The organism is Psychrobacillus sp. PGGUH221, from assembly GCF_042055255.1.
Classification (GTDB): Bacteria; Bacillota; Bacilli; order Bacillales_A; family Planococcaceae; genus Psychrobacillus.
The window spans coordinates 22,796-48,679 of the sequence record NZ_JAQMHQ010000012.1; the positions used below are offsets into that span (position 1 = coordinate 22,796).

Annotated in this window: 28 protein-coding genes; 20 read left to right on the forward strand and 8 right to left on the reverse strand. The window is 34.7% G+C overall.

Going from position 1 to position 25,884, the window contains the following annotated elements; genetic code table 11:
- Positions 1–9: 9 nt before the first annotated feature.
- The 3 genes from PGC35_RS19185 (at position 10) to PGC35_RS19195 (ending at position 1,176) form a co-directional block, all read left to right on the forward strand.
- On the forward strand, positions 10–474 hold the full coding sequence (locus PGC35_RS19185) for a DinB family protein (RefSeq protein ID WP_375220282.1): 465 nt from the start codon (positions 10–12) through the stop codon (positions 472–474).
- Between the two features lie 128 nt (positions 475–602).
- Complete coding sequence (locus tag PGC35_RS19190; RefSeq protein ID WP_375220283.1) at positions 603–749, forward strand: hypothetical protein; 147 nt, start codon at positions 603–605, stop codon at positions 747–749.
- Between the two features lie 118 nt (positions 750–867).
- Positions 868–1,176 carry a hypothetical protein gene (locus PGC35_RS19195; protein WP_375220284.1) on the forward strand — a complete coding sequence of 103 codons (309 nt, stop codon included), beginning with the start codon at positions 868–870 and terminating at the stop codon, positions 1,174–1,176.
- Between the two features lie 359 nt (positions 1,177–1,535).
- On the opposite strand, the gene guaD is transcribed toward PGC35_RS19195, so the two are convergent.
- Entirely contained in the window at positions 1,536–2,903 is a 1,368-nt protein-coding gene (guaD, locus tag PGC35_RS19200; protein WP_375220285.1) for a guanine deaminase, read from the reverse strand.
- A 131-nt stretch (positions 2,904–3,034) separates the two neighbouring features.
- On the opposite strand from guaD, the gene PGC35_RS19205 reads away from it, so the two are divergent.
- Positions 3,035–3,490 (forward strand): GNAT family N-acetyltransferase, encoded by a 456-nt coding sequence (locus PGC35_RS19205; RefSeq protein ID WP_375220286.1) that lies wholly within the window; start codon positions 3,035–3,037, stop codon positions 3,488–3,490.
- 48 nt (positions 3,491–3,538) lie between these two features.
- On the opposite strand, the gene serC is transcribed toward PGC35_RS19205, so the two are convergent.
- Positions 3,539–4,636, reverse strand: coding sequence for a 3-phosphoserine/phosphohydroxythreonine transaminase (gene serC / locus PGC35_RS19210; RefSeq protein ID WP_375220287.1), 1,098 nt, complete (start codon positions 4,634–4,636; stop codon positions 3,539–3,541).
- 244 nt (positions 4,637–4,880) lie between these two features.
- Between serC and PGC35_RS19215 the strand changes: the two genes are divergently transcribed.
- The 6 genes from PGC35_RS19215 (at position 4,881) to PGC35_RS19240 (ending at position 10,440) form a co-directional block, all read left to right on the forward strand.
- Positions 4,881–6,638 carry an ABC transporter transmembrane domain-containing protein gene (locus PGC35_RS19215; protein ID WP_375220288.1) on the forward strand — a complete coding sequence of 586 codons (1,758 nt, stop codon included), beginning with the start codon at positions 4,881–4,883 and terminating at the stop codon, positions 6,636–6,638.
- Positions 6,635–8,419 carry an ABC transporter ATP-binding protein gene (locus PGC35_RS19220; RefSeq protein ID WP_375220289.1) on the forward strand — a complete coding sequence of 595 codons (1,785 nt, stop codon included), beginning with the start codon at positions 6,635–6,637 and terminating at the stop codon, positions 8,417–8,419. The genes PGC35_RS19215 and PGC35_RS19220 overlap by 4 nt, the downstream gene beginning before the upstream one ends.
- Before the next feature lie 119 nt (positions 8,420–8,538).
- Complete coding sequence (locus PGC35_RS19225) at positions 8,539–9,249, forward strand: cytochrome c biogenesis CcdA family protein (protein WP_056829972.1); 711 nt, start codon at positions 8,539–8,541, stop codon at positions 9,247–9,249.
- Positions 9,250–9,267: 18 nt separating this feature from the next.
- Positions 9,268–9,639, forward strand: coding sequence for a response regulator (locus PGC35_RS19230; protein WP_375220290.1), 372 nt, complete (start codon positions 9,268–9,270; stop codon positions 9,637–9,639).
- Entirely contained in the window at positions 9,639–9,968 is a 330-nt protein-coding gene (locus PGC35_RS19235; protein ID WP_375220291.1) for a thioredoxin family protein, read from the forward strand. Before PGC35_RS19230 ends, PGC35_RS19235 begins: the two co-directional genes overlap by 1 nt.
- Complete coding sequence (locus PGC35_RS19240; protein ID WP_056829968.1) at positions 9,961–10,440, forward strand: CcdC family protein; 480 nt, start codon at positions 9,961–9,963, stop codon at positions 10,438–10,440. Before PGC35_RS19235 ends, PGC35_RS19240 begins: the two co-directional genes overlap by 8 nt.
- Positions 10,441–10,495: 55 nt before the next feature.
- Here PGC35_RS19240 and PGC35_RS19245 read toward each other — a convergent pair whose 3' ends face one another.
- The gene (locus PGC35_RS19245; protein ID WP_053589421.1) at positions 10,496–10,951 is read right to left on the reverse strand and encodes a DUF2621 domain-containing protein; all 456 of its coding nucleotides are present in this window, start codon (positions 10,949–10,951) and stop codon (positions 10,496–10,498) included.
- A gap of 116 nt (positions 10,952–11,067) precedes the next feature.
- Between PGC35_RS19245 and PGC35_RS19250 the strand changes: the two genes are divergently transcribed.
- The 4 genes from PGC35_RS19250 (at position 11,068) to PGC35_RS19265 (ending at position 12,387) form a co-directional block, all read left to right on the forward strand.
- Positions 11,068–11,283, forward strand: a complete 216-nt coding sequence (locus PGC35_RS19250) for a DUF1659 domain-containing protein (protein ID WP_375220292.1) — start codon at positions 11,068–11,070, stop codon at positions 11,281–11,283.
- 21 nt (positions 11,284–11,304) lie between these two features.
- A complete protein-coding gene (locus tag PGC35_RS19255) occupies positions 11,305–11,517 on the forward strand; it encodes a DUF2922 domain-containing protein (protein ID WP_375220293.1) in 213 nt (70 codons plus the stop codon).
- 52 nt (positions 11,518–11,569) lie between these two features.
- Entirely contained in the window at positions 11,570–11,692 is a 123-nt protein-coding gene (locus PGC35_RS19260) for a YvrJ family protein (RefSeq protein WP_082355352.1), read from the forward strand.
- A gap of 104 nt (positions 11,693–11,796) precedes the next feature.
- On the forward strand, positions 11,797–12,387 hold the full coding sequence (locus PGC35_RS19265) for an SCO family protein (protein ID WP_056829962.1): 591 nt from the start codon (positions 11,797–11,799) through the stop codon (positions 12,385–12,387).
- Positions 12,388–12,443: 56 nt separating this feature from the next.
- Here PGC35_RS19265 and mscL read toward each other — a convergent pair whose 3' ends face one another.
- Positions 12,444–12,821: a large conductance mechanosensitive channel protein MscL gene (gene mscL / locus PGC35_RS19270; RefSeq protein WP_375220294.1), complete on the reverse strand. Its 378-nt coding sequence runs from the start codon at positions 12,819–12,821 to the stop codon at positions 12,444–12,446.
- 135 nt (positions 12,822–12,956) lie between these two features.
- On the opposite strand from mscL, the gene PGC35_RS19275 reads away from it, so the two are divergent.
- Both PGC35_RS19275 and PGC35_RS19280 read left to right on the forward strand, forming a co-directional pair.
- On the forward strand, positions 12,957–14,444 hold the full coding sequence (locus tag PGC35_RS19275; protein ID WP_375220295.1) for a putative bifunctional diguanylate cyclase/phosphodiesterase: 1,488 nt from the start codon (positions 12,957–12,959) through the stop codon (positions 14,442–14,444).
- A 25-nt stretch (positions 14,445–14,469) separates the two neighbouring features.
- Positions 14,470–15,165 carry a lytic transglycosylase domain-containing protein gene (locus PGC35_RS19280; RefSeq protein ID WP_053589428.1) on the forward strand — a complete coding sequence of 232 codons (696 nt, stop codon included), beginning with the start codon at positions 14,470–14,472 and terminating at the stop codon, positions 15,163–15,165.
- 16 nt (positions 15,166–15,181) lie between these two features.
- Here PGC35_RS19280 and PGC35_RS19285 read toward each other — a convergent pair whose 3' ends face one another.
- The 3 genes from PGC35_RS19285 to yfkAB form a co-directional block, all read right to left on the reverse strand.
- Positions 15,182–15,430 carry a GlsB/YeaQ/YmgE family stress response membrane protein gene (locus tag PGC35_RS19285; RefSeq protein WP_053589429.1) on the reverse strand — a complete coding sequence of 83 codons (249 nt, stop codon included), beginning with the start codon at positions 15,428–15,430 and terminating at the stop codon, positions 15,182–15,184.
- An 80-nt stretch (positions 15,431–15,510) separates the two neighbouring features.
- A complete protein-coding gene (locus tag PGC35_RS19290; RefSeq protein ID WP_053592116.1) occupies positions 15,511–16,059 on the reverse strand; it encodes a cysteine hydrolase family protein in 549 nt (182 codons plus the stop codon).
- A gap of 347 nt (positions 16,060–16,406) precedes the next feature.
- Positions 16,407–17,516 carry a radical SAM/CxCxxxxC motif protein YfkAB gene (gene yfkAB, locus PGC35_RS19295; RefSeq protein ID WP_053589430.1) on the reverse strand — a complete coding sequence of 370 codons (1,110 nt, stop codon included), beginning with the start codon at positions 17,514–17,516 and terminating at the stop codon, positions 16,407–16,409.
- 118 nt (positions 17,517–17,634) lie between these two features.
- Here yfkAB and PGC35_RS19300 point away from each other — a divergent pair, with 118 nt between their 5' ends.
- Both PGC35_RS19300 and acnA read left to right on the forward strand, forming a co-directional pair.
- The gene (locus PGC35_RS19300) at positions 17,635–18,138 is read left to right on the forward strand and encodes a DinB family protein (RefSeq protein WP_375220296.1); all 504 of its coding nucleotides are present in this window, start codon (positions 17,635–17,637) and stop codon (positions 18,136–18,138) included.
- A 115-nt stretch (positions 18,139–18,253) separates the two neighbouring features.
- Positions 18,254–20,962, forward strand: coding sequence for an aconitate hydratase AcnA (acnA, locus tag PGC35_RS19305; RefSeq protein WP_375220297.1), 2,709 nt, complete (start codon positions 18,254–18,256; stop codon positions 20,960–20,962).
- A 179-nt stretch (positions 20,963–21,141) separates the two neighbouring features.
- Here the strand turns inward: acnA and PGC35_RS19310 are convergent, their stop codons facing one another.
- On the reverse strand, positions 21,142–21,705 hold the full coding sequence (locus PGC35_RS19310) for a GNAT family N-acetyltransferase (protein ID WP_056829953.1): 564 nt from the start codon (positions 21,703–21,705) through the stop codon (positions 21,142–21,144).
- A 143-nt stretch (positions 21,706–21,848) separates the two neighbouring features.
- Between PGC35_RS19310 and PGC35_RS19315 the strand changes: the two genes are divergently transcribed.
- Together PGC35_RS19315 and PGC35_RS19320 are read left to right on the forward strand one after the other, a co-directional pair.
- Positions 21,849–25,058: an AfsR/SARP family transcriptional regulator gene (locus PGC35_RS19315; protein WP_375220298.1), complete on the forward strand. Its 3,210-nt coding sequence runs from the start codon at positions 21,849–21,851 to the stop codon at positions 25,056–25,058.
- 40 nt (positions 25,059–25,098) lie between these two features.
- The gene (locus PGC35_RS19320; RefSeq protein ID WP_375220299.1) at positions 25,099–25,710 is read left to right on the forward strand and encodes a hypothetical protein; all 612 of its coding nucleotides are present in this window, start codon (positions 25,099–25,101) and stop codon (positions 25,708–25,710) included.
- Positions 25,711–25,884 lie beyond the last annotated feature (174 nt).

A 25,884-nucleotide genomic window follows, 5' to 3' on the forward strand; every position in this document is an offset into this window, starting at 1 on the left:
GGACTTGAATTGGAACAAATGATATTTCATCATATGGAAACCGTACGAACAATAACAGAGAAGTCAATTAAAACGATACCAGAAGAGATTGCGGATATAGTACCAAAAGGTTTTAATAATAATATTCGTTGGAATTTCGGTCACATTGCATATATCCAAGAAAAACTCGTTTATGGTGTTTTGGGTGAAAAGATGAGCGTTCCAAATGAATATGAAGAGTTATTTAGTGCAGGAACAAAGCCAGCTGATTGGAAAAAGACGCCTCCTTCTTTAGCGGAAATTTCAGTAGTATTAAGCGAACAAAAATCCAGAGTAAAAAAAGCTCTACAAGGAAATTTCGATAAAGAGCTACCAAAACCATTTACAAACAAAGCTGGCATCACTTTTAATACCTTAGGAGAAACCTTTCTGTTCAGCTTTTATCATGAAGCACTTCATATGGAAGCAATTAAAAGAATTTATCTAGAATGCTAAAAAATGAATATGTAGTTGTGATCGTAAAAAAAGTTTTCTGCCCGGATAAGAAAAAATATGACCGGATAGATAAATTTCTGTCCATATAAAACTATTTGTGACCGCATAAAGAATATGGAGATATCAATATGAACTTAAAGTCTTTTCTCAGTGGAGTTTCTGTAGCTTTTTCTATCATACTCTTTAGATTGATAGATGAACACGTTTATAGAATGCCTATTATCTTTGATGCAATCTTAGTAGGTTTGTTCGCAGGGATTCTATACCGAATTTAAATAAAGAAATGAACAAATACATCTTTTATACACTATCAAGTATAGTTTTGTTGTGTATAGTTGATTCCTACTATTTATTTGATTTATAACAACAGACAGTGTTAAGGAGTCGATTTTATTGGAGTATCAATTTCCAGAGTTTATATATTTAAGACCAGTATTTATCGGTTTCATTATCATTTTACTCGTATTATTATTCGGAGTTATTTTTCTAAATAAAAACATAGTGAACCTATTTTCAGTTGTAAGTATAACGTTCATTTGTACATCCGTCTCTGCTATAACGTTTTATTCAAGTGGATATATTGTAGATGAGTATAATTTAGCGGGAGACCCCATTTCTTTTTACATGTTTTTTGTCATACTAGTATTAGCTTTTCTTAATTTAATTATTTTTATGACAAGATATAAAAAGAGCATGTTGTGAAGCATGCTCTCAGCTTGTCAACAAAAGGCTTCGAGATTTCATCCTCTCAATACCTTTCGATTTTGCCTAGAGAAATCTTAACTTATATAATATTCATTAGGTAATTATTCAATAGATTGATTGGAGCGGAGGCGGCGACTCCAGCGGGAAAAGCGGGACAGTCGAGACCCTGGACTGAGCCTTGCGAAGGAAGCGGCTCGGCCCCCGCCCGCCGAACGCGTCCGCCAGGAGCGGAAATCCCAATTCTATTTATCAAACTTTTTATTTTAAAAAAAGACTATAGAGAAACTCAAAATCCTAAGAGTTTTTCTACAGTCTGAGAGCATGTTGTGAAACATGCTCTTTTGTCTATTTATACATTACGTACGAGAATGAACTTTTTCACCTTGAACCCAAACTTCTCGAATGTTTTCTGGGCGAACTAAATACATTATTTTTTGGAAGACATCGATTAAGTCCTCATTCGAATTAAAAATAGGTAGTCTTGCGGATGGTAAAAGAGTATCAATGATTTGTACATCCCATGCATAGTTTTCTTCTAAACGACCAATTGGTAAGCTTAAACTTTCCCCACCACCAGCAGTTGCGAAGTAAAACGCCTCATTAATGGTGATCCGTGAATTTGACACACCGCGTTCATCTGCAGGTAATGACGTATTCACACCATCCTCTAACATTCTGGATGATATAACAGCTTGTCTAGCATTATCGAAAAGACTAGGCGAAAATCCACCGGAAATATCCGATCCTAACCCAATCTCAACACCTTTAGAATGCAAATGAGCGATTGGTATGACGCTATTTGCAAAGTAAGCATTGGAAACGGGGCAGTGGCTGACAGCCGTTCCCGTTTCTGCAAATAACTCTGCATCCGCATCATTTAAAAAATTACAATGAGCCATCACAGATTTTTCTCGTAGAAGCCCAAAATCATTTAAAGCAAACGCGTCATTCTTCTGAAAACGATTTTGTACATACTCATGTTCCCAATCACTTTCACTGCAATGCGACTGAATATATGTATCATATTTAGCAGCTAATTCTCCCAAACCTTTTAAGGCATCGTCTGTACAGCTAGGTATAAAGCGTGGCGTAACTACAGGATAGACACCTTGTTTAGTAGATTTTGCTAACTCTTTCACTGCAAGGATAAATTCCTCTGTGTCTTCTAGTGCGGTCTGCGTGTCAGTATCTCGATAGAAATCAGGATTTTCTTCTTGAGAATCCATTACTACTTTTCCAACTAGACCTCGCTGACCTTTTTCGGCACAGATTTCAGCTAGCAAGAGGCTCGCTTCCTTATGAACAGTTGCAAAATAAAGTGCAGTAGTTGTTCCGTTTGCTAAAAGCGTGTTTACTACTTCATCGTATACATTTTTTGCAAATGCTAAATCAGAGAATTTAGATTCTAGAGGGAAAGTATATGTGTTAAGCCAATCATAGAGTGGAATGTCTAATGCTGTTCCAGCTTGAGCCCATTGGGGTGCGTGTACATGAAGATCAATAAATCCGGGTAAAAGATATTGTCCATCGGCTAAACGGTGAAAATTTTCACTGACATGATAAGTCTCCAGTAAGGTTACATAATCCGTGTCATCTGGAGCAATTATTCTTTCAATCATTCCGTTCGAATTAATGCAGAAAAGATAATCTTTTAAAATTTGGACTTCTTTTGATGACTTACTTGAAAAAGCAGTTCCTTGAAATATTTGCGTATATTTTTCCATAAATTACACCTTATTGTTCGTATTTTTAGAATTACAGTTGTTATTATAGAGGATAAAAAATAATAAGTCTATTTAAAGAGGAGATAGTTACCTGAGTACCGAACTATTTACAAACATGGGGGTGCTGTGTAATGTATTTATACTTTAACGGCTTAATAATTAGAGAAGGTACCGAGGGGGTACCGGCACAAAATGTAGAACAACTTTTTGAAGATGCTGGATGGGCGAGAAATACTCCAGATTGGCAGAAAGAAAAATTCTCATTAATATTCAATAATTCTACCTGGGCATTTACTGTATGGAAGGAGAATAAAATGATAGCAATGATTCGAGTTATTTCGGATCAAATAATGGTGGCAAACATATTAGATTTAGTTGTATTATCTGAATATCGCGGGACAGGTATCGGTAAAAAGCTAGTGGAACTATGTGTACAGAAATTGCCTCACGGTGATTGGTTTGCTCATACGTCTTCCAACAATTTTAAATTCTACGAAAAGTGTGGGTTTGAAGTGAAAGATATCTCTCAAAACGGAACTTGTGCATATTATGGATATATACAAGCAAGAAAAGAAGGACATAGATAAAAGAAGAAGCCCTTGCCAATTGTTTTTAACGGCAAGAGCTTCTTTTTTTTACTGATGTTTGTTTTGAAATTCAACCATGAAATTGCTTAGTGCTTGGCATGCTTCTAAAGGAACAGCGTTATAAGTAGATGCACGGCAGCCACCCACAGATCGATGTCCATTTAAGCCTACAAAACCTGCCTCTTTTGCTTCCACTAAAAACTGTTTTTCCAGTTCTTCATCAGCTACTCGGAAAGTGATGTTCATAAGAGAACGGCTTTCAGGAGAAGCATGTCCAGTATAAAAACCATTACTATGATCAATAACATCGTAGATAACTTTTGCTTTTTCCTCATTTAGTTTGGCGATTTCTGTTAGTCCACCTTTTTCTTCCATCCAATTCAACACTTCTCCTAACATATAAATACCGAATGTAGGGGGTGTATTATATAAAGAATTGTTATCAACAAATGTACTGTACTTTAGCATAGTTGGAATTTCTGTGTTTGCAGTTTCAAGAAAATCTTTGCGGATAATAACAACGGTTACACCAGATGGACCAAGATTTTTCTGTGCACCAGCATAAATCATACTAAATTTACTTACATCAACAGGTTTAGACATAATATCACTAGACATATCCGCAATTAAAGGAACATCCCCAGTATCTGGGAAGTCAAACCAGCCTGTACCATAAATTGTGTTATTTGAAGTTAAATGTACATAAGCAGCATCTGAATCATATTGCATATCTTGTAATGAAGGAATGTTCCGATACTTGTTTTCTTTTGTACTTGCAACCTGATAAGGTTCTCCAAACAATTTTGCCTCTTTGAATGCTTTCTCTGACCAAGAACCAGTCATAATATAACCAGCTTTTTGTCCAGCATTAAGAAAATTCATTGGAATCATAGAGAATTGTAAGCTTGCTCCACCTTGCAAGAAAAGTACTTCATAATCATCTGGAACAGAAAAAAGTTTTTTCAATCGGGCAATTGCACCATTATGTATTTCCTCGAATGTTGAACTACGATGACTCATTTCCATTATGGACATTCCTGTACCACGGAAATTAATCAGTTCTCTTTGTGCTTTTTCTAGTACCTCTAACGGAAGTGCAGAAGGCCCTGCGTTAAAATTATAAGCACGTGTATTAGTTTGATTCAAATGAAACACTCCTTGTCGATATAAATTTTTTCATGTTAAAAGTATATACTGTTTTGTAGCTTTAGTTAGCTAAAGTAGCAAAATTTTTTTAAAAAAGTGAATAAAGTGTTAACAATAAATTTATTTCCGCAACAATAGGTATAGTTATTTCAGAATCCGAATAATTTTGTTTTCGTACCTTTCCCAATCTTCAAACATTTGCTAAACTAGTAAAGTCTTAATATGTAAATATGGGGGAAAAATTGTGAGGGTTTTTTTAGATTTAGGATGGTTTTTTAAAGAAAGGAAAAAGCAGTATTTAATAGGAATTCTAATGCTGATGTTTGTTGCTTTTCTCCAGCTACTACCGCCAAAAATAATTGGATATGTAGTAGATGAAATAAGTAAAGGAACATTAACTACAGCATTTTTAGTAAAATGGCTCGGTATACTTGCCCTTGCTGCTACAGGTATGTATATTTTGCGTTATTATTGGCGTATTATGATTTTCGGATCAGCCATCTATTTGGCAAGACTGCTAAGAAGGAATCTTTTTCATCATTTTACGAGAATGTCTCCATCGTTCTATCAAAAAAAACGTGTTGGGGATTTAATGGCCCATGCAACGAATGACTTGTCAGCAGTACAACAGACTGCAGGCGCAGGCGTATTGACTCTAGTAGATTCTATTACAACAGGTGGATTTGTTATTGCAGCCATGGCATTTACGATTAACTGGAAACTAACGATTATTGCACTTTTACCGCTTCCTCTTATGGCCATTTTAACAAGTTATTATGGCAAGCTTTTACACCAACGTTTTCGTTATGCACAGGAAGCATTTTCCGATTTAAATGATAAAGCACAGGAAAGTATTTCAGGTGCTAAAGTTATAAAAACATTTGGGCAAGAGAAAGAAGATACGGAAGAATTTGTTCAATTGTCCCAAGAAGTAGTAGAAAAAAATATTCGTGTTGCAAAGGTAGATTCCTTATTCGATCCTACAATATCACTTATAGTAGGAGCATGTTTCTTCTTATCTATTATATTCGGTACTCGTTTCATCCTTGCTGATGAAATGACTATTGGTGACTTATTTGCTTTTACATCCTATTTAGGACTACTAGTATGGCCAATGTTAGCATTTGGATGGCTATTTAACATTGTCGAGCGAGGTAGTGCCTCCTATGATCGAATTAAGAATTTACTTGAGGAAAAAGTAGAGATTGATGATAAAGAAGGAGCTTTAGATCAAAAACCTGAAGGAGATTTACAATTTGATTTAGAGGAATTCAAATTTCCAGAAGATGATCGAGTTGCCTTACATGATGTTCATTTTACTTTAAAACGTGGTGAAACGTTAGGGATTGTTGGAAAAACTGGTTCTGGAAAGACTGCTATATTAAAGCTATTAATGAGAGAGTTTGAAGGTTATCAAGGTGAAATTATCTATGGTAATCATTCCATTGATGCGTATAAGAAAAAAAGCTTACGTGAAGCTATTGGATATGTACCACAAGATCATTTTTTATTCTCCACAACAGTTGCTGGGAATATAGCCTTTGCAAATGCTAGCGCAACAAGTGAACAGGTGGAAGAAGCGGCGAAGCTAGCATATATTCATGAGGATATATTGCAATTCACAGATGGCTATAAAACAATCGTTGGAGAACGTGGGGTTTCTTTATCTGGAGGTCAAAAGCAACGTATTTCGATTGCTCGGGCATTACTGATGGAACCAGAGCTCCTCATTTTAGATGATTCCTTATCTGCAGTTGATGCGCGAACAGAGGAAGCTATTTTAGAGGCATTAAAAGAAAAACGAACGGATGAAACTACTATTATAACTTCTCATCGTTTAAGTGCTATTCAACATGCCCATCAAATTATTGTAATGAGTGAAGGAACTATTATTGAAAAAGGCTCTCATGACCAATTGATGGACTTAAAAGGAATGTATTATGAAATGTATCAATTACAGCAACTAGAATCTTTAGTTGAAAAGGGCGGTGAGTTACAATGAACGAGAAGCAACCACAGCTAACTGGAAAAGACCAATGGATGATTTTAAAAAGATTATTAACATACTTAAAACCACATACGAAAGCAGTATGTATAGCTTTATTTTTACTAGTATTAACTGTAACAGGAGATATATTGGGCCCATATTTAATCAAGGTTTTTATGGACAATTATTTAACACCTAAAAGTTTTCCAACTGGACCTCTAGTGGGATTAGCGCTAGGTTATATATTTATACAAATCGGGAATGTAATCATTAGTTATTTCCAACTTTTAAAATTCCAAGAAATTGCACTGAAAATTATTCAACAAATGCGAATTGATGTGTTTTCTAAAGTGCATAAGTTGGGGATGCGTTACTTTGACAAAACGCCAGCCGGAAGTATTGTGTCACGTGTAACAAATGATACAGAAGCTATCAAAGATATGTTTGTCAGCGTATTAGTAGGCTTCCTTCAAAGTGGGTTTTTAATAGTTGGTGTTTATATTGCTATGTTTATATTGAATGTAAAATTAGCATTGTTCGCAACGATTTTATTACCTATAATGTTTGTAATCATTCGAACATATAGAAAGTACAGCTCTGTCGTTTATCAGGATTTACGTGAAAGACTGAGTCAATTAAATGCAAAGCTTGCAGAATCTTTACAAGGTATGACTATGATTCAAGCTTTCAGACAAGAAGACCGTTTACAGGATGAATTTAATGATATTAATGACTCACACTGGAATGCAGGAAAACGTAACATTAAGTTAGATAGTATTCTTCTTCGTCCTGCGATCGATTTAGTGTACGCCTTAGCCATTATTATGGTGTTAAGCTACTTTGGGATAACTTCTATGAACAATTTCGTAGAAGTAGGGGTAATTTATGCATTTGTAACTTATATAGATCGATTCTTTGAACCAATCAATCAAGTGATGCAACGTCTTTCGATATTTCAACAAGCAATCGTTGCGGCATCCAGAGTGTTCACTTTGCTAGACGAGAAAGATTTAGCCCCTGCTCAAAAGGATAATGCAAAAGCTAAAATTGAAGAAGGAAAAATTGAATTTCAACATGTAACGTTTTCATACGATGGTAAAACGGATGTGTTAAAAAATATCTCCTTCACAGCAGAACCTGGTCAAACAGTAGCTCTAGTAGGACATACGGGAAGTGGAAAAAGCTCCATTATCAACTTACTAATGCGTTTTTATGAGTTTGAACAAGGTGATATTAAAATAGACGGGCATTCAGTTAAGGATTTTAAAACAGAAGAAATCCGAGAAAAAGTAGGCCTTGTGCTTCAAGATCCGTTTTTGTTTTATGGTGATATTGAAAGTAACATCCGATTACATGATAAAGATATGTCTGAAGAGGAAGTTAAGGCAGCAGCAGAATTTGTGCAAGCTAACAACTTTATTGAAAAGCTGCCGTTTTCATATAAACAAAAAGTGACAGAAAGAGGATCTACATTCTCTAGCGGACAAAGACAATTGGTGGCATTCGCACGTACAATTGCTACAAATCCGAAAATTTTAGTTTTGGATGAAGCAACAGCAAATATAGACACAGAAACTGAAGTGGCAATCCAAAGTAGCTTAGAGAAGATGCGTAAAGGTAGAACTACAATAGCCATCGCCCATCGATTAAGTACGATTCAAGATGCAGAATTAATACTAGTACTACATCACGGAGAAATTGTGGAACGAGGTACACATCAAGAACTCTTGAACGAAAAAGGTTTGTATCATAAAATGTATCTGCTTCAGAATGGCGTTGTTGAAGGCGTAAGATAATACCAATCATTTAAAATAACGAGATATAAAATAGTCAAAAAGCTGTCACAAGCATTAGTAGAGTAAAAGTGAATGAAATTTGGTACGATAGGGAGAGTAACTCGGAAAGGAAGACAGCCGTGAGTACCGATATTAATTTATTTTTGGCCTTTGGTGCAGGGTTTTTAAGTTTTATTTCTCCTTGTACATTGCCTTTGTATCCAGCATTTTTATCTTATATAACTGGAATGTCATTGGAAGAAATAAAAACAGATAAAAAATTGATGCAAAGAAGAGGGATGCTACATACTTTATTCTTCTTATTAGGTTTTTCCATTATTTTTATCGCATTAGGTTTTGCAACTTCGTTAGTAGGGACATTTTTCATTCAATATGATGATTTAATACGCCAAGTCGGTGCTATTTTTATTGTTATTTTTGGTTTAATAGTAATTGGTGTTTTTAAGCCAGAGTTTTTGATGAAAGAAAAAAGATTACAATTTAAAAACCGTCCCTCCGGGTATTTTGGAACTACATTGATTGGTATGGCTTTTGCTGCAGGGTGGCAACCTTGTACCGGTCCAATATTAGCTGCGGTTCTCTTAATGGCGGGATCAAATCCTGACGCAGGAGTTTGGTATATGTTAGCCTACGTCCTAGGATTCGCTATTCCATTTTTCGTGTTATCTTTCTTTATTACACGACTTAATTGGATTCGTAAGAATAGTAATTTAATCGTGAAAATTGGCGGATTTTTCATGATTGCTCTAGGAATATTATTATTTTTTGATGGATTAACTTATATTATTCGACTTTTAAGTCCGTTTTTTGGTGACTTTACTGGATTTTAAAGTGAGGGAGGCCTGACGATGCCAACAGTATTAGTAGTCGACGATGCCGTTTTCATGCGTGCAACTATCAAGAGAATGCTAGAAAATCAACAGTTTGAAGTAATTGGAGAAGCATCTAATGGAAATGAAGCAGTAGAATTGTATCGACAATTATTGCCTGATGTAGTGACAATGGATATTACAATGCCAGGAATGACTGGAATTGAGGCAGTTAAAGCTATTGTAACAGAGTATCCAGATGCAAAAATTGTCATGGTCACTGCACTAGGTCAACAAAAACTAATTGTGGAAGCAATTGAAAATGGGGCAAAGGATTTCATTACAAAACCATTTAATCCCGAACAAATCGTTCAAGTATTGCAGAATGTAACTAGCTGGAATGAAAATTGATGAAACTTATTAATAGCTACCATCATTGGTTGGAAGTTCTTGAGAAGGAATCTGCACTGTTACTGTTTGTGAAAACAACTAATTGTTCTGTTTGTGAAGGATTATATCCCCAAATAGAAAATTTGCAAAAAGAAGTGGAAATCCCTTTTTATGTAGTTAATGCAGCAGAAGTACCAGAAATGGCAGGACAGTTATCTTTGTATACTGCTCCTGTCGTATTATTTTATAAGCACCAAAAGGAATATCAACGATATGCGAGGTTTGTAAAAACAGATGATGTTCGTAGAATATTAAAAGAACTAAATGATATGGAGAATTATCATGATTGAAAAAATTTCACCAAATATAATGATTATTGTTTCTACCGTGATAGCTCTAGGTATGGGAATATTGGTAACAACAATACGTGCAAAGGCAGCAAAAAAGCCCGCAAGTGTTAAAAAAATATTGCTACCACCATTGTTTATGTCCACTGGTGCTCTGATGTTTGTTTTTCCATTCTTTCGAGTATCAGGGATGGAAATAATCGAAGCACTCGCAGTAGGAATCGTGTTTTCTTCTGTTTTAATTTGGACTTCTAAGTTTGAAAAAAGAGATGGTGAAATCTACTTAAAGCAATCTAAAGCATTTATCTTCATTTTGATTGGTTTACTAATAGTCCGTTTGGTTGGTAAGCTAATTTTAAGTTCTTCAATTGATGTAGGGGAACTTAGCGGTATGTTTTGGATTTTAGCCTTTGGTATGATTGTTCCTTGGAGAATTGCTATGTATTTACAATTTCGAAAACTACAAAAAGCATAATCTTTTGTATAAAAGTTAAAAAGCGAGGGGCTCTCATAAAGGGCCGCTCGCTTTTTTATCGTTTCTTTGGACTTACTTCAGATAGCTCAAAAAATTTAGTATACGGAGTAACGTCAATATTTAATTCCGCTAATTTTTTTCTTAGAAATTTATGATCCCTTTTAGGTGTTGCTATAATGTAGCCCCTGATTAGTAATTCACGCGAAATGGAAGTAGCTTTTTCTTCAAGGGCCAGCTGACCAATTTTACCAGCAATTTTCTGTTTAGCAACGGGTCTAAAGAGGTCTGGGACTGGACTAACTAATTCATTTAAGAGTTCCTTTTGATCTTCATTCCATAGATGAATGGTTTTATCAACATAATATTCTTCCCAGTCTAAGTCAGATTTACCGTCGTCTTTAGGTAAAGCCTTTAAGAATTTACGAAACATAAAGAATCCACCAATTGCCATTAAAGTAACTAAAACTACTACCCAAAATAATATAAACCATAAAAACCAACCCTGTAACAAATCTATTCACCTCGTTTTTCTATATTAAGTATAAGATGTTCCCCAAAAAATTTCACTCTCTATGTATCCTTTCTTTTAAAAAGACTCTATCTACTTGTTGAAAGGAGGTGATACACATGGCAAATCTTGAATACAAACAAGCAGTACTGAAGTTAACATTTGAAGGAGGGTTAACAGGTGACGGGAAAATGAAGACAAAGTCTAAATCCTATCGAAATATACTAGCAGCTGCTACTGCGAATGGATTAGACACTGTTGCTATCACACTAGCAAACTTTTCAAACAGCCCCTATATTGGAGCTGAAAAAGTAGAAACATCCAATATAATCTAACATTAATAAGGAGGAAATGGAATGGCAAAAACATTACAACTTCAATTTGAAACAGAAAACGGAAAATTGTTAATGGTTACAGTAGATAATCCAAAGGACACGTTAACAGAAGCAGAAATTGAGGCAGGTATGGCAGTTATCATAGCGAGCAATGTGTTTCATGTTGCGGGAAGACCAGTTTCAGCTGTGAAAAGCGCAAAAGTAGTTGAGCGAAACGTCACACAAATTATCTAAGATTCCAAGACTCTCCTTCAAGGAGAGTCTTTTTAAAAAAGGAAGTGATACTATGGAACAGTGGTTTTCATTGATTCAAGATGTAGGCTTTCCAATTTTCGTGTCATTTTATTTAATGCACCGAGTAGAAGGGAAACTAGAAGAAATCAAAATTGTACTGTTATCATTAAAATGAGTACTCTAGTCACAAAACTGTTGAAATACACGAGACATAGTAGTTGAATGAACATATTTGTTTCGTTAAGATAAGGCTATGAATAGAAAAGAGAGGTCTCATCAATGAAGAAATTTATAGCTGTTATTATCATTTCTGTAGTGGTACTCGTAGGATGTGGTAGTAGTGGAAACTTTGAAGCCCAAACAAATTGGGAAGTGCAAGATTTCAATTATACGAACCAACACAATGAAAATGTTTCTTTGAATGATTTAAAAGGCAAAGTATGGTTGGCAACATTTATCTTTACGAATTGTGAAACAGTGTGTCCTCCTATGACATATAATATGAGTGATATTCAGCAGATGTTAGTTGACAAAGGAATAGAAGATTATAACATCGTAGCTTTTAGTGTAGATCCGGAAGTCGATACACCAGAAAAACTTCAAGAGTATTTAGGGAACTATGATGTAGCAGACGACAGTAAATGGCAACTTTTAACGGGCTATAAACAAGAGGATATCTCCAAATTTGCAGCTGATAATTTTAAAACACTAGTAAAAGACGATCCCAATACAGACCAAGTAATCCATGGGGTATCATTTTATTTAGTGGATCAAAACGGTGTAGTTGTAAAAAACTATAATGGGTCAACTGATGTACCAAAAGAAGAAATCGTTATTGATGTTGAAACGCTTATTGAAGATGGAAAATAAAATACAATGCCTAACCAAGAAATAATAATTTCATGGTAGGCATTTTTGTTACTTCTTTAAACATTGTTTTGCTTTTTCAATAAATCTCTAATTTCTTCAAGCAATACTTCTTTTGCATCAATTGGTGGAGCTTCTTCCACAGCTTCTGCTACGTCTTCTTTACGCTTAAATTTTGACAATAAACGAACAAACAAGAAAATAGAAAATGCAACCACAAAGAAATCAAATACCGACTGGATAAATTCTCCGTAAAAAATTTCTTTGTACTTTAACGTTGAAAAATCTGCTCCGAATAATAGTAAGCCAATTATTGGCGTAATGATATTTTCAACTAATGAAGAAACGATTTTACCAAACGCTCCTCCTATTACTACCGCAATAGCTAAATCTAACACGTTCCCTTTAAATGCAAACTTCTTAAAGTCTTGCCACATAGTAAACACCTCCATTTAACAGACTACAAAAAAACAATTCTCTTGTATAGCTACTTTTTACATTAATAGACTATTGTTTATAGTCAATTTATGCTATTGTTTTTCTAGGAAGTTAGATGGGTGGTGTTCCACAGATTGTATAAAAAGACATATCGAAAAATATCTTTTCAAATAGTTATTATTTATACCATTACTAGTGTTCTTTGGATTTTGTTTTCAGATTCATTATTATTTAAATACTTTCCTAATGGGAAAACAATTTCTATCATTAAATCATTTATTTACATAGGTATAAGCGCTCTTTTACTTTTATATTTAATGAAGCAATCGTGGAAGATTCAGCAGGATCTTTTATTGAAAGAATTTGTAGACGATTTGACAGGCTTACAAAATAGAGGATCGTTACAAGCTACTTTACATAATTTAATATCGAAAAAAGAAACATTTCATCTGTTATTCGTTGATTTTGATCGGTTCAAAATGATAAATGATTTACATGGTTATGATAGTGGGGATTTAGTCCTGATGGATATATCAAACCGTTTAAGGAATAATAAATATGTTGTTTCTTCAGGTATGGTAGCAAGATGGGGAGCAGACGAATTTGTAATCATATTAAGAAATCGTTCCTATGATGAAGTTGTAAAATTTGTCGAAACTCTTTTAATAGATTCCACAAATCCACTATTTATATATGGGAAAGAGATCGTAAGTTCGATAAGTGTTGGATCTGTTCATTGTCCAATTGACTCGAGAAATGCTTCTGAATTATTACGGTTTGCAGAGCTCGCAGCTGACGAAGCTAAAAAAAATGGTGGGCTTAAACACGTACCTTACCGGAAAGAAATGTCCGACTTAGCAAACAAAGAATTATACCTAGAAGAGGGCTTACATAACGCATTAGATAAAGGAGAACTGTACTTAAACTTTCAGCCACAAATTGCTTCTAAAACAAATGAAATAATTGGAGTTGAAGCACTTGTCCGTTGGAAGCACGAAGATAAAATAATCTCTCCCGGAGAATTCATACCAGTTGCAGAAAAGAGTGGACATATTATTAAAATTGGTGACTTTGTTTTACGAGAAACATGTAGAAGCATCCCTATCATAGAAAAGGAAATAGGGAAGGAAATGTTGTTTAGCATTAATGTATCTGCCCGTCAATTCTATCAAAAAGATTATATTAAGCGAACGAAGAAAATACTAGAAGAAACCAATATACATCCGAATAAAATAGTTTTAGAAATAACCGAATCAATTATCATGGAGTATACTGATTTTGTGTTAAAATCATTACAAGAGTTAAAAAGAATTGGATTTCAAATAGCAATAGATGATTTTGGGACAGGCTATTCTTCCTTCAAATACTTGGAACTATTGCCGGTAGATATTATTAAAATTGATCAGAGCTTTACTCAAGCAATTCATAAACCAAAGACTAAAGCAATCGTACAATCCATTATCTCGTTAGCACATAATTTAAACTTAAAAATTTTGGCAGAGGGTGTCGAGGATCTGTTCCAGGTTACTAACTTGAATCATTTGAAGTGTCACTATCTTCAAGGATATTATTTTAATAAACCACTTTCACTAAAACATCTGCTAGCAGAATATAAAAAGTAATTCATGGGATAGGTGAAAAAGAGCAATGAAACAAAAAAAGAATATATCCTATAAGGCTAAAATATGGATGATAATATTACTTCTACCTTGCACAATTACTATTTATATTTTAGCAATCATCGGTTGGCAAGAACTTCAAAGAATCCCTGCTATACAGGAATGGGCACAATCCGTTCAATCTGTATCCACAGGTAAGAATAAACTAGACGTTCCCAAAGAATATATATCCATCTATAAAAAGGCTGAAGAGCTGTATGGTGTACCCTGGACACTTTTAGCTGCTCATCATCGTATTGAAACGAAATTCTCCACAATGGATCCATTGCTTTCTCCTGTTGGAGCAGAAGGACATTTACAATTTATGCCTTGTACCTTTGTCGGTTGGTCTCATCCTAGTTGTGATGGCTTAGGGAAAGGGGATATACCAGATAAGGATAAAGTGAACCCAGATATAATCGCTAAGTATGGTGGCTACGGAGTAGATGCAAATGGGGATGGTAAGGCAGATCCATATGATATGGAAGATGCAATTTTTAGTGCTGCAAATTATTTAGCAGCTAGTGGGGCTGCAGATGGGGAAATTGAAAAAGCGATTTTCAATTATAACAGAAGTGATAAATATGTTGAGGATGTTCTACATTTTTATAATTTATACGAAAGTCAGTTAGACGAAATTCAAGCTGCTTCTATAAAAAAAGAAAATAAAAAGGATGGGTTATAACAACCCATCCTTTTTATTATTTTCGCATAGCTTTTAAAATAAGACTAAGTATTGCAACTAAAATGATAGCTCCAATTAAAGCTGGAATGATTGCCATGTCCCAAATAACTGGACCCATGTCTGGGAATATTAGCCCACCAATCCAAGCTCCGATAATACCCGCAATAATATTACCGATAATACCACCTGGAATATCTTTACCTAAAATTAATCCTGCTAGCCATCCGATGATACCACCAATAATTAGATATAATATAAATCCCATTTATTTCATCTCCTTTAAGAATGTTGATATGGTAACACTCTTTATATATCCATAAATGAGAAGAACTAAACATCGAGCGATTATTTTTTTAATACTAATGCACCAAGAGAGTTTGCAAAATGACCTAGAGCCCAGTCATGTCCCTGTTCATTGAAGCTTGCTACAGCATTTTCGTGAATGACAATTCTAAAGCCTAAATTGTAAGCGTCAACTGCAGTGTGAAGAATACAAATATCTGTACAAACTCCTACTATGTGGATCTCTTCTATATTACGTTCTGTTAAAATCTGATGTAAATTAGTACCTGCAAATGAGCTGTAACGTGTTTTATCCAACCAAATTATTTTCTCTTTGTTATCTTCATATACTAAATTTAACTTTCCGTATAATTCACGACCTGGGGAATTACGAATATTATGGGCTGGAAAAAGTTTTGACTCAGGATGATAAGGATCATTTTCTTCATGCAGATCTACAGGAAAAACAACTAACTCATTATTTACTATAAATTCTTTCGTTAACTGTACAATTGAATCCTCTATTAATTGTCCAGGTTTTCCACATGTTAATGCTCCGTTATCTGCCACGAAATCAACTGTATAATCCACAACAATTAAAGCTTTTTTCAACATTAAACAACTCCCTTCCATTTCTTCTTATTATGAATAATATAAAATAATAAAGCTATGAAAATATTAAAATGGAAAGTTCTAAATATTTTGCTTTTTTGAATGATGCATATTATAATTGCAAAAAGGGGAGTGGAAAATATGGATAGACAAATGACAAAAAAGTTGAATAAACAAGCAATATGGTTTGTGATTCTTCACACTATATTTTTATTAGACCTTGCTGTCGAATTTTTTTCCATTCATTAAAACTAAGTCAACAGTTTAGAGTAAAAAATAATTTTATTATGTAAACTAATTGTATTGAAAGAAACCGAACGTTAACTTAACGTTCGGTTTCTCTATGTTTATTTTACTGACCCACTTACAAATGTATCTTCTTTATAATACATATTTTTTACTAGTATATTAGGGCCCAAACATTTTACTGCAGGACAATGACAATTAAGAGTTTTGGAAAGTGGGGAAGCCATCCATTTTTCAAATATAGACGGAAGGGTGTCCGTTAGGATGTTACCAAGCTGCGGTGCATCACCAAAGTCCGTCACAATAACCTCACCAGAGAAGATATTAACATTTAATCTTGATCTACCATCCGGATCATTTCGTACGGATACATTTTTACTATTATTTAAACGATTAAGCAAGTGAAGGCTTCTTTCCGTTTTACTACATGGATAAAATGGTAATGTTCCAAACAGCATCCAAACGTTCTCATCTCGGAAGCCTAAAATTTTCTCTATAGCCTCGTGTGTTTCTTCCAATGTAAGTGAAGTTAAGGAACTAGCAAAATCGGAAGGATACATAGGATGTATTTCATGACGAGCACATTTCATTTCATCTACGATTTGTCGATGAATATGTTCTAAATATGGAAGAGTTTTTTTGTTCAGCATTGTTTCGGCAGAAACCATAACCCCAGCTTCAGAAAGCATTCTACTATTATCAATCATTCGTTGAAAAAGTCGTGCACGTTGCTCATATGTAGGCTTTTTCTCCATCATTGCAAAGCCGGTTTCGACAAATTCATCTATGGTTCCCCAGTTATGAGAGATATGTAGTACATCTAAATAAGGAGCGATTAACAAGTATCTTTCAGGTTCAAGTGTTAGATTGGAGTTAATCTGTGTACGAACGCCACGATTATGTGCATACTTTAGTAGTGGCAAAACATATTGAGTCACAGACTTCTTAGATAGCATCGGTTCTCCACCAGTAATACTAATCGTTTTCAAGTGTGGAATTTCTTCTAGTCGTTGTAAAATCAAATCAATCGGAAGAGCAAGAGGGTCCTTTGTTTGTAAAGTGTACCCAACTGCACAATGTGCACAACGCATGTTACACAGGTGTGTAGTAGTAAACTCTATATTGGATAATGTAAGATTTCCGTGTTCTTCGATGTCTCGATAAGCTTCCCACGGATCGTTAATTGGTGTCATTTCTTTTAAAGCAATCATAAAAAACTTCCTTTCTAATGGATTATTCTCTCATATTTTTGTTCAAAAGAAAATGTTGGATTGTTTGTTAATCAGGAAGGGTATATAAAAAATGAATAAATAAGTTTGGAGGAATCGAATGTTTATAGAAAAGAATAATAAAATTAGAGCGGCTTTATTCAAACAGTTAGAACTTTTAAATGATGAACAATTCAATCAAAAGCCCGAACTAGATGCATGGTCACCAAAAGAAATCATCGAACACTTAATAAAGCTTGAGAATGTTATTAAGGATGGTATTACGTATCAATTAGCTAATCCCAAAAGCCCGAAGGCAAGAAGAAAGCCAATACAACTTACAACATTACGTATTATCAAAGCTAAAGCACCGACCTATATTATGCCGTCTACTGAATTCCAAACTATTGAAGAGATGAAAACCACTCTTCATACCGCTCGGATGGAACTTCTCACTGTATATGAATCTTCCGATAAGGAAACACTTAATAACAAATCATTAAAACATCCTATATTTGGACAATTACCGTTAGTTCAATGGTTTTCCTTTGTAGGATATCATGAAAAAAGACATTTAAGACAATTAGAAAAAACGATTGAAAAAATAAAAGGTCATAAGGAATAATTATCACTTATAATAATTTTAATGTAATTTACTTATAGACTTTATTCGAGTATGATAGGGAGTGGAGAAAAGTCACTAGATAGAGTCTTCTCAATAGACATTAGGAGGAATAATAATGGCAAATAGTAACCTACACAACAGCCGCGCTTCTTTTTCGCTAAATGGTAAAGAGTATAACTACTACCGTCTAGCTGCAATCGAAGAAGCTGGTATCGCAAAAGTATCACGCCTTCCTTATTCAATTAAAGTATTATTAGAATCAGTTTTGCGACAATATGATGGATATGTTATTAAAGAAGATCATGTAAACCAATTAGCAAAATGGGGTAAAGATGCAGACACAGAGGCAGAAGTTCCATTTAAACCTTCCCGTGTTGTACTACAAGACTTTACTGGCGTACCAGTAGTAGTAGATTTAGCTTCATTACGTTCAGCTATGAATGAAATGGGTGGAAATCCAGATAAAATTAACCCTGCTATTCCAGTCGACCTTGTAATTGACCATTCTGTACAAGTTGACAAATATGGTACATCAACTGCATTAAAAGCAAATATGGATCTTGAGTTCGAACGTAACGCTGAGCGTTATAACTTCTTAAAATGGGCTCAAACATCATACGATAATTTCCGCGCTGTTCCACCAGCTACTGGTATCGTTCACCAAGTAAATTTAGAGTATTTAGCTCCAATCGTACACGTGAATGAAAATCCAGATGGCACTTTAGAAACATTCCCAGATTCAGTAGTTGGTACTGACTCACATACAACAATGATTAATGGTCTTGGTGTATTAGGATGGGGTGTTGGTGGTATTGAAGCAGAAGCAGGTATGCTTGGTCAACCATCATACTTCCCAATTCCAGAGGTTATCGGTGTTAAATTAACCGGCGATCTTCCAAACGGAACAACTGCTACTGACTTAGCACTTAAAGTAACACAAGTATTGCGTCAACGTGGCGTAGTAGGTAAATTTGTAGAATTCTTCGGACCAGGGGTATCTAAATTACCACTTGCTGACCGTGCTACAATTGCAAACATGGCTCCAGAATATGGTGCAACATGTGGTTACTTCGCAATTGATGAAGAATCACTTAACTATTTACGTTTAACTGGTCGTGAAGAAGAGCATATTGCTGTAGTAGAAGCTTACTTAAAAGCAAATGACATGTTCTTTGACCCAACTTTAGAACCTGTATATACAGATGTTATAGAAATTAATTTGGCAGATATTGAAGCAAACCTTTCAGGACCAAAACGTCCACAAGATTTGATTCCTCTATCAGATATGAAAGCTCGTTACCGTGAAGCAGTAGTTGCTCCTCAAGGTACTCAAGGTTTCGGTTTGAATGAAAAAGAATTCGACAAAACTGCAACTGCAAAATTTGCGGATGGAGATGTAGCAATCCCAACTGGTGCTGTAGCAATCGCTGCAATCACTTCTTGTACAAATACATCAAACCCTTACGTAATGTTAGCTGCTGGATTAGTTGCTAAAAAAGCGGTAGAAAAAGGCTTAACTGTTCCTGCTTATGTAAAAACATCATTAGCTCCTGGTTCAAAAGTTGTTACTGGTTATTTACAAGATTCAGGATTAGACAAGTTCTTAGATGAAATTGGATTTAATACAGTTGGTTACGGATGTACAACTTGTATCGGTAACTCTGGACCATTACTACCTGAAATAGAAAAAGCAATCGTTGACGAAGATTTGTTTGTAACTTCTGTTCTTTCTGGTAACCGTAACTTCGAAGGACGTGTTCACCCACTTGTAAAAGCGAACTACTTAGCTTCACCACCACTAGTAGTTGCATATGCACTTGCTGGAACAGTAGATATCGATCTACAAAAAGATTCTTTCGGTAAAGACAAAGATGGCAACGATGTATTCTTTGCTGACATTTGGCCTTCTACGGAAGAAGTAAATGACGTTCTTTCTAAAGTAGTTACTCGTGAACTATTCCAAAAAGAATATGCACGCGTATTTGATGAAAATGAAGCTTGGAATGCCATTGAAACTTCAACTGAGTCTCTATATTCATTTGATGATAAATCAACTTACATTCAAAACCCACCATTCTTCCAAGGTTTATCGAAAGAACCTGGTGATATTCAAACTCTTGCTGGACTTCGTATTGTTGCGAAATTTGGTGATTCTATCACTACAGACCATATTTCACCAGCTGGTGCGATTGGTAAAGATACTCCAGCAGGTAAATACTTGCGTGAAAATGGCGTAGAAGTACGTGATTTCAACTCTTATGGATCTCGTCGTGGTAACCATGAAGTAATGATGCGTGGAACATTCGCAAACATCCGTATTCGTAACCAAGTTGCTCCAGGTACAGAAGGTGGATATACTACTTACTGGCCAACAGGAGAAATCATGTCTATCTATGATGCAGCGATGAAGTATCAAGAATCGAATACTGGTTTAGTAGTACTTGGTGGAAAAGATTATGGAATGGGATCTTCCCGTGACTGGGCAGCTAAAGGAACAAACCTATTAGGTATCAAGGCTGTCATTACTGAAAGCTTTGAGCGTATACATCGTTCAAATCTCGTTATGATGGGTGTATTACCACTTAACTTCTTACCAGGTGAAAATGCTGAAAGTCTTGGCTTAACTGGCAAAGAAGAAATTAGTATTAATGTTGCAGAAGGTGTAAAACCTCGCGATATTCTACAAGTAACAGCAAAAGCAGAAGATGGTTCTGAAAAACAATTCAATGTTCTTGCTCGTTTCGATTCAGAAGTAGAAGTAGACTACTACCGTCACGGTGGTATCCTTCAAATGGTACTACGTAACAAAATGTTAGAAGCGTAAGATAATATGTAAAGGACCTGATTCTTAATGAATTAGGTCCTTTTTTGTATGGAGAATTCAAGTACAAAATAAAGAAGAGGGACGTGATGTTCATCACAACCCTCTTCTTTAAAATTACTCGATACTGTTGTAGCAAACATACAGTCCTTTATACTCCGAAAACGACGGAAAATGCGAAATTAGAAGATTTCTTTTATTTCTCTCTTATCCCAATCAGGTCTTATTAAAGAGAAAACTAGTGCATCACTCGATTGATCATTTTGATATAAATAGCCTCTTAATAATCCTTCTTTTTGAAAACCTAATTTTAATAATAATTTGAAGGAAGCTTCATTTTCAGGAAATGTCACTGCACCGATACGAAATAGCTCTAATTCTTGAAAGCAATATTGAATTACAGCCTGAACTGCTTCCGAAACAATTCCTTTCTTCCAATGGGTAGGGAGTAAATCGTAACCAATCTCTGTACGTTTGCTTGAAATTAGTAAATTGTTTAATCCAACTGTGCCAACTAAATTACCACTTTCTTTTAATATAATTCCCCAACGCAGTGAACGCTTATTGTTAAAATTACTTGCAAATGAATCTATCAGTTTCTTTGCCTGATCCTTATTTGTAAAAGGAGTCATTCCATAATATTTCATTGCTTCTCGATCAGAAAAAATTGCAAAAATATCATCTAAATTTTCATCTGTTATTTCTAAAAGCTTCAATCTTTTTGTTTCTAAAATTGGAAAATCCATTGATTCTCATCCTCTCCTTAAACCTCTATTATATTTTATCATAGTTCCGTATTTTCTAAGACATCTGAATTATCATTCAATTAGAACGACAAATATGGTAGTATTAGTAATAAATAACGTGCTTCGAAAATGGAGGTTTAGCGATGGAACAAACTACAATAATTATGTCAAAATTAACCCCTCCTATGACCTCATCCTTTTACATGAGAAGATCATCCCTTATAAAAAAATTAAAATCAAATTCTCATAAGAAATTATCTCTTTTACATAGTGGAGCTGGATTTGGTAAAAGTTCAGCTTTAGCACAATATTATGCTGATTCAAAGGAATTATACTCCTGGTACACCATTACCGAAGAAGACGATGATATTCTTCCTTTTCTAAGACATTTATTACTTAGCATTCGGAAAATAATCCCTACATTTGGTGAAAGTCTAATAGAAAAAGAAGTAATATCTATGTATCCTAAAGAAGCAGAATTAACTCGTTGGTACTCACTATTTAGTAATGAATTGGTTTCAATCGATCATCCATTTACTATTATATTAGACGATTTTCATCTGATTGATCATGTTTTTCAAATAAATTATATAGTAGAAAAAATAATAGAATTCCTTCCTCCAAATATACATCTTGTTGTCGCATCCAGAATTCGACCTAAATGGACTATATTATTAAAGCTAAAATTAAAAGGACAGCTAGTTGAAATTAGCGAAAAAGACTTTATGTTTAGTGAAGAAGAAATTCAAGTATTTTTTGAGGATTATTTTGATAAAACGATTTCATTGAACGAAGCGGAAGAAATTATGAAACTAACAGAGGGTTGGGCAATCGCTATTCACTTGATAGCAATGCAAGTTGCCGAGACGAGTAAACAAATAGCAGAACTTTTTGATCCAGCTTTAAAAGATCTATTTTCCTATTTATCCGAAGAAGTATTTTTACGGATGAACGAAGAAGATAAGCAATCCTTATTAAATTTTAGTATCTTTCCAACCTTTACTCTAGAAGATATTCATGCTTTTTTCGGAGAGATTGAAGCAAGAAATCTCGTTAGATTAGCGAGTAGCCATGCTTTCATCCAAGCATTAAGCGATACCGGCGCCTATCGATACCATTCTTTGTTCCAACAATATTTAGAAACAAAGTGGTTACAAAAAGATCAAGCTCTTTACGTGGAAACACACAAAAGAGCCGCCGCATATTACAGTAAAAAGAATAATTTAGTCCAATCTATTCATCATGCGGTAAAAGCAAAAGATGATTTTTTTCTAGGTCAGACGATTGTTCAGTTTGCGGAAATGATGATCAAATCTGGACAATTCGATTGGTTGTTAGATTTGTTAAAAGAACATCTTTCTGAAGAAAGAAAAGAAGAGTTCTATGAGCTTTATTATTACGAAGGTGAATGTCATCGATATAGAGCTTTTTATGAAAAAGCTAAAAAAGCATATGAAAAATGTATCAACTTTGCCAAGGAACATAATAACCATTTGTATCATAGTCGAGGCAATGCTGGAATTGCGCATATCTATTTAGATACTATCCAACCGGCATTTGCAAAACCTTTTTTAGAAGAAGCTGTTAAATGGTCTGAGATGAGTACGGATATGACAAGGCATGAAATGTTATTATTAAAGAGATTATTAGCGGAAAATCTAGTAAACTTGGGAAAAGCAAAAGAGGCAAATAAATTTGTTCAACAAGAAAAGTTAGAGGCAGCTATTTTAAGAGAAGGAAATTTGGATGCTAGAATTCTGCTCCGGACAGGTATGCTAAATGAAGCACTGAAAATATTAAAAAATAGGATAAGCGATGAAAATAGTTTACCTGATTCTCATCGAGAGACAGAGGTTTTACTTTCCTTTATATATTCTTTAATGGGACAAGTAGAGCATGCAAAACAAGCGGCTATAAAAGGCATTGAAACTGGAAATCGTGAAAAGTCAGGTTTTGTTGAGGCGGTAGGATGGATTCGTAGAGGACATGCAGAAATATTAGACAATCCATTTGATATGGAAACGCCTGAAACTTATTACTTGAAAGCTGTGAATCGAATGGAAGAGTTGAATGTTTCTAGGGGTAAAGCCGAACCTTATATGGGACTATCCATTTTAAAGTCCAGACAAGGATGCTTTCAAGAGGCGATCTCATACGGTGAAAAAGGTCTCCGAGAAACGGACAAGGGGAATGATTATTGGTTATCTGCATATATATTGATCTGTTTAACAATAGTTTATTTTGAAAATGATGAACACCATCAAGCATTACAAACAGTTCATGAGGCTAATCGACTGTTTGTAATTAGTGGGGATGTTTATGGTGAAATGGTATCGGACTATTGGCTAATGATAATTCATCACCATTTAGAAAATCAAGACGTGTTCATTCATTACGCAGAAAGATTTGCAACTTTATGTGTTCGTTTTGATTTCGTATTTTTTTTACAAAGAAAAACGGTTTTTGGACCATATGATTTGCAAATGCATTATCCTATTCTCCAAAAAGCGCTTATCGCAAAACCGGACTCAATTGATGTAAATACTGTTTCTAATATATTAAAGATAAATACAGTGAGTAATTACCCAGGTTATCAACTTACAATACACCTGCTTGGACCCTTTACTCTTTATATGAGCAATAAAGAGGTTAGCGAACGAAAATGGCAAAGAGATAAGGCAAAAGAATTATTAGCTTATTTATTTATGAATAAAAACCGCTTTGTCCCAAAGGAAGAAATTATCCATGCATTATGGGGAGAAAGCAATGAAAAAAACATGGACCGTGATTTTAAAGTAACCTTGAATTCTTTATTAAAAGTAATTGAACCAAATCGGTTAGCAAGAGAGGAATCCTTTTTCATTGTGCGCAAGCAGTCGATGTATCGATTGAACCCTAATGTATCGATTGCTAGCGATATCGATAATTTTCATCATTATGTTGATAAAGGATTAAATGAACATAACCCAGTGATATCTAAAGAGTCACTATTAAAAGCTGAAAAATTGTACAAAGGCCAATTGTATGAAGAAAAGACAACAATAGAATGGATTTCCCATGATCGAGAAAATGCACAACAACTCTACATTACCGTGTTAGAACGACTAGCACAAACCAGTACCAGGTTAAAGGAGTTCGAAAAAACAATTTATTGGGCTGAGAAGCTCCTACGAATAGATCGAACTTGGGAGGAAGCATATCGGCTGTTGATGTACGCTTACTATCAATTACAAAACCGCTCCCAATCTGTAAAATGGTATGACCGTTGTGTTACTATACTTGAACAGGAACTTGGCATTGAGCCAATGGAAACTACCATACAAATGTACGATATGATAACAAATTATGAATAGAAATTAGAAAAAAAATCTTTCATATAAAAGGAGTGTTAATTTGATCCGGAATATATTTAAAAGAAAAGATCCTATTGAAGCATTTTGGGAATGGTTTGTGGAACATGAAGAAGAATTATATTTGATAAGGGACGAGCATTCTGTGAAATTGTTAAAAGAATTAGATGCGGTGACGAGTAAGGTAAACCGCCAATTATCATTTTCGATTGAATTAGAAGAAAACAAAGACAAAAAACGCGAGCTGACAATTAGCGCATATGGCAATCCTAACAATTTCCCAGACGTGATACGGTTAGTGGAAGCTGCACCTCAGTTGGAAAGATTCACTATTATAGCATTTAACCAGCGAAATGACGATGATATAGCAATTTCATCTAATGGGTTTGAAGTTAGTCGTGAAGATGTCTTTTTCACGTATGAAGTAGATCAAGAGAAAGAAGAATTCTACCTTATTTTGTATATTAAAGAGTTTCGAGAAGACGTGGAACATAGTAACGCAGTATTGGAGTTTCTTGAAATCGTTATAGGAGAGTATGTTCTTGGTACGGAGATTACAGAAATAGAATTTAAAAAGTTTAATTCAGAAGAAGGTTTGTTGCCAATAAATGAATTACCTAACATATTAGATCAAGTGAAAGAAAACAAAATATAAGATTTTGATAGATCTTGCATACGTTCTATTTAATGTTACAAGAACTTGGGTAATTGCCCAAGTTCTTTTTTATGAAATCCTATTTATCTTGAAAATTTCTTATTTACATGAGACTTTTGATTTGCTTTTTTTGTAACTGATTTGTAACTACATTTTTGTACTCTATAACAGAAG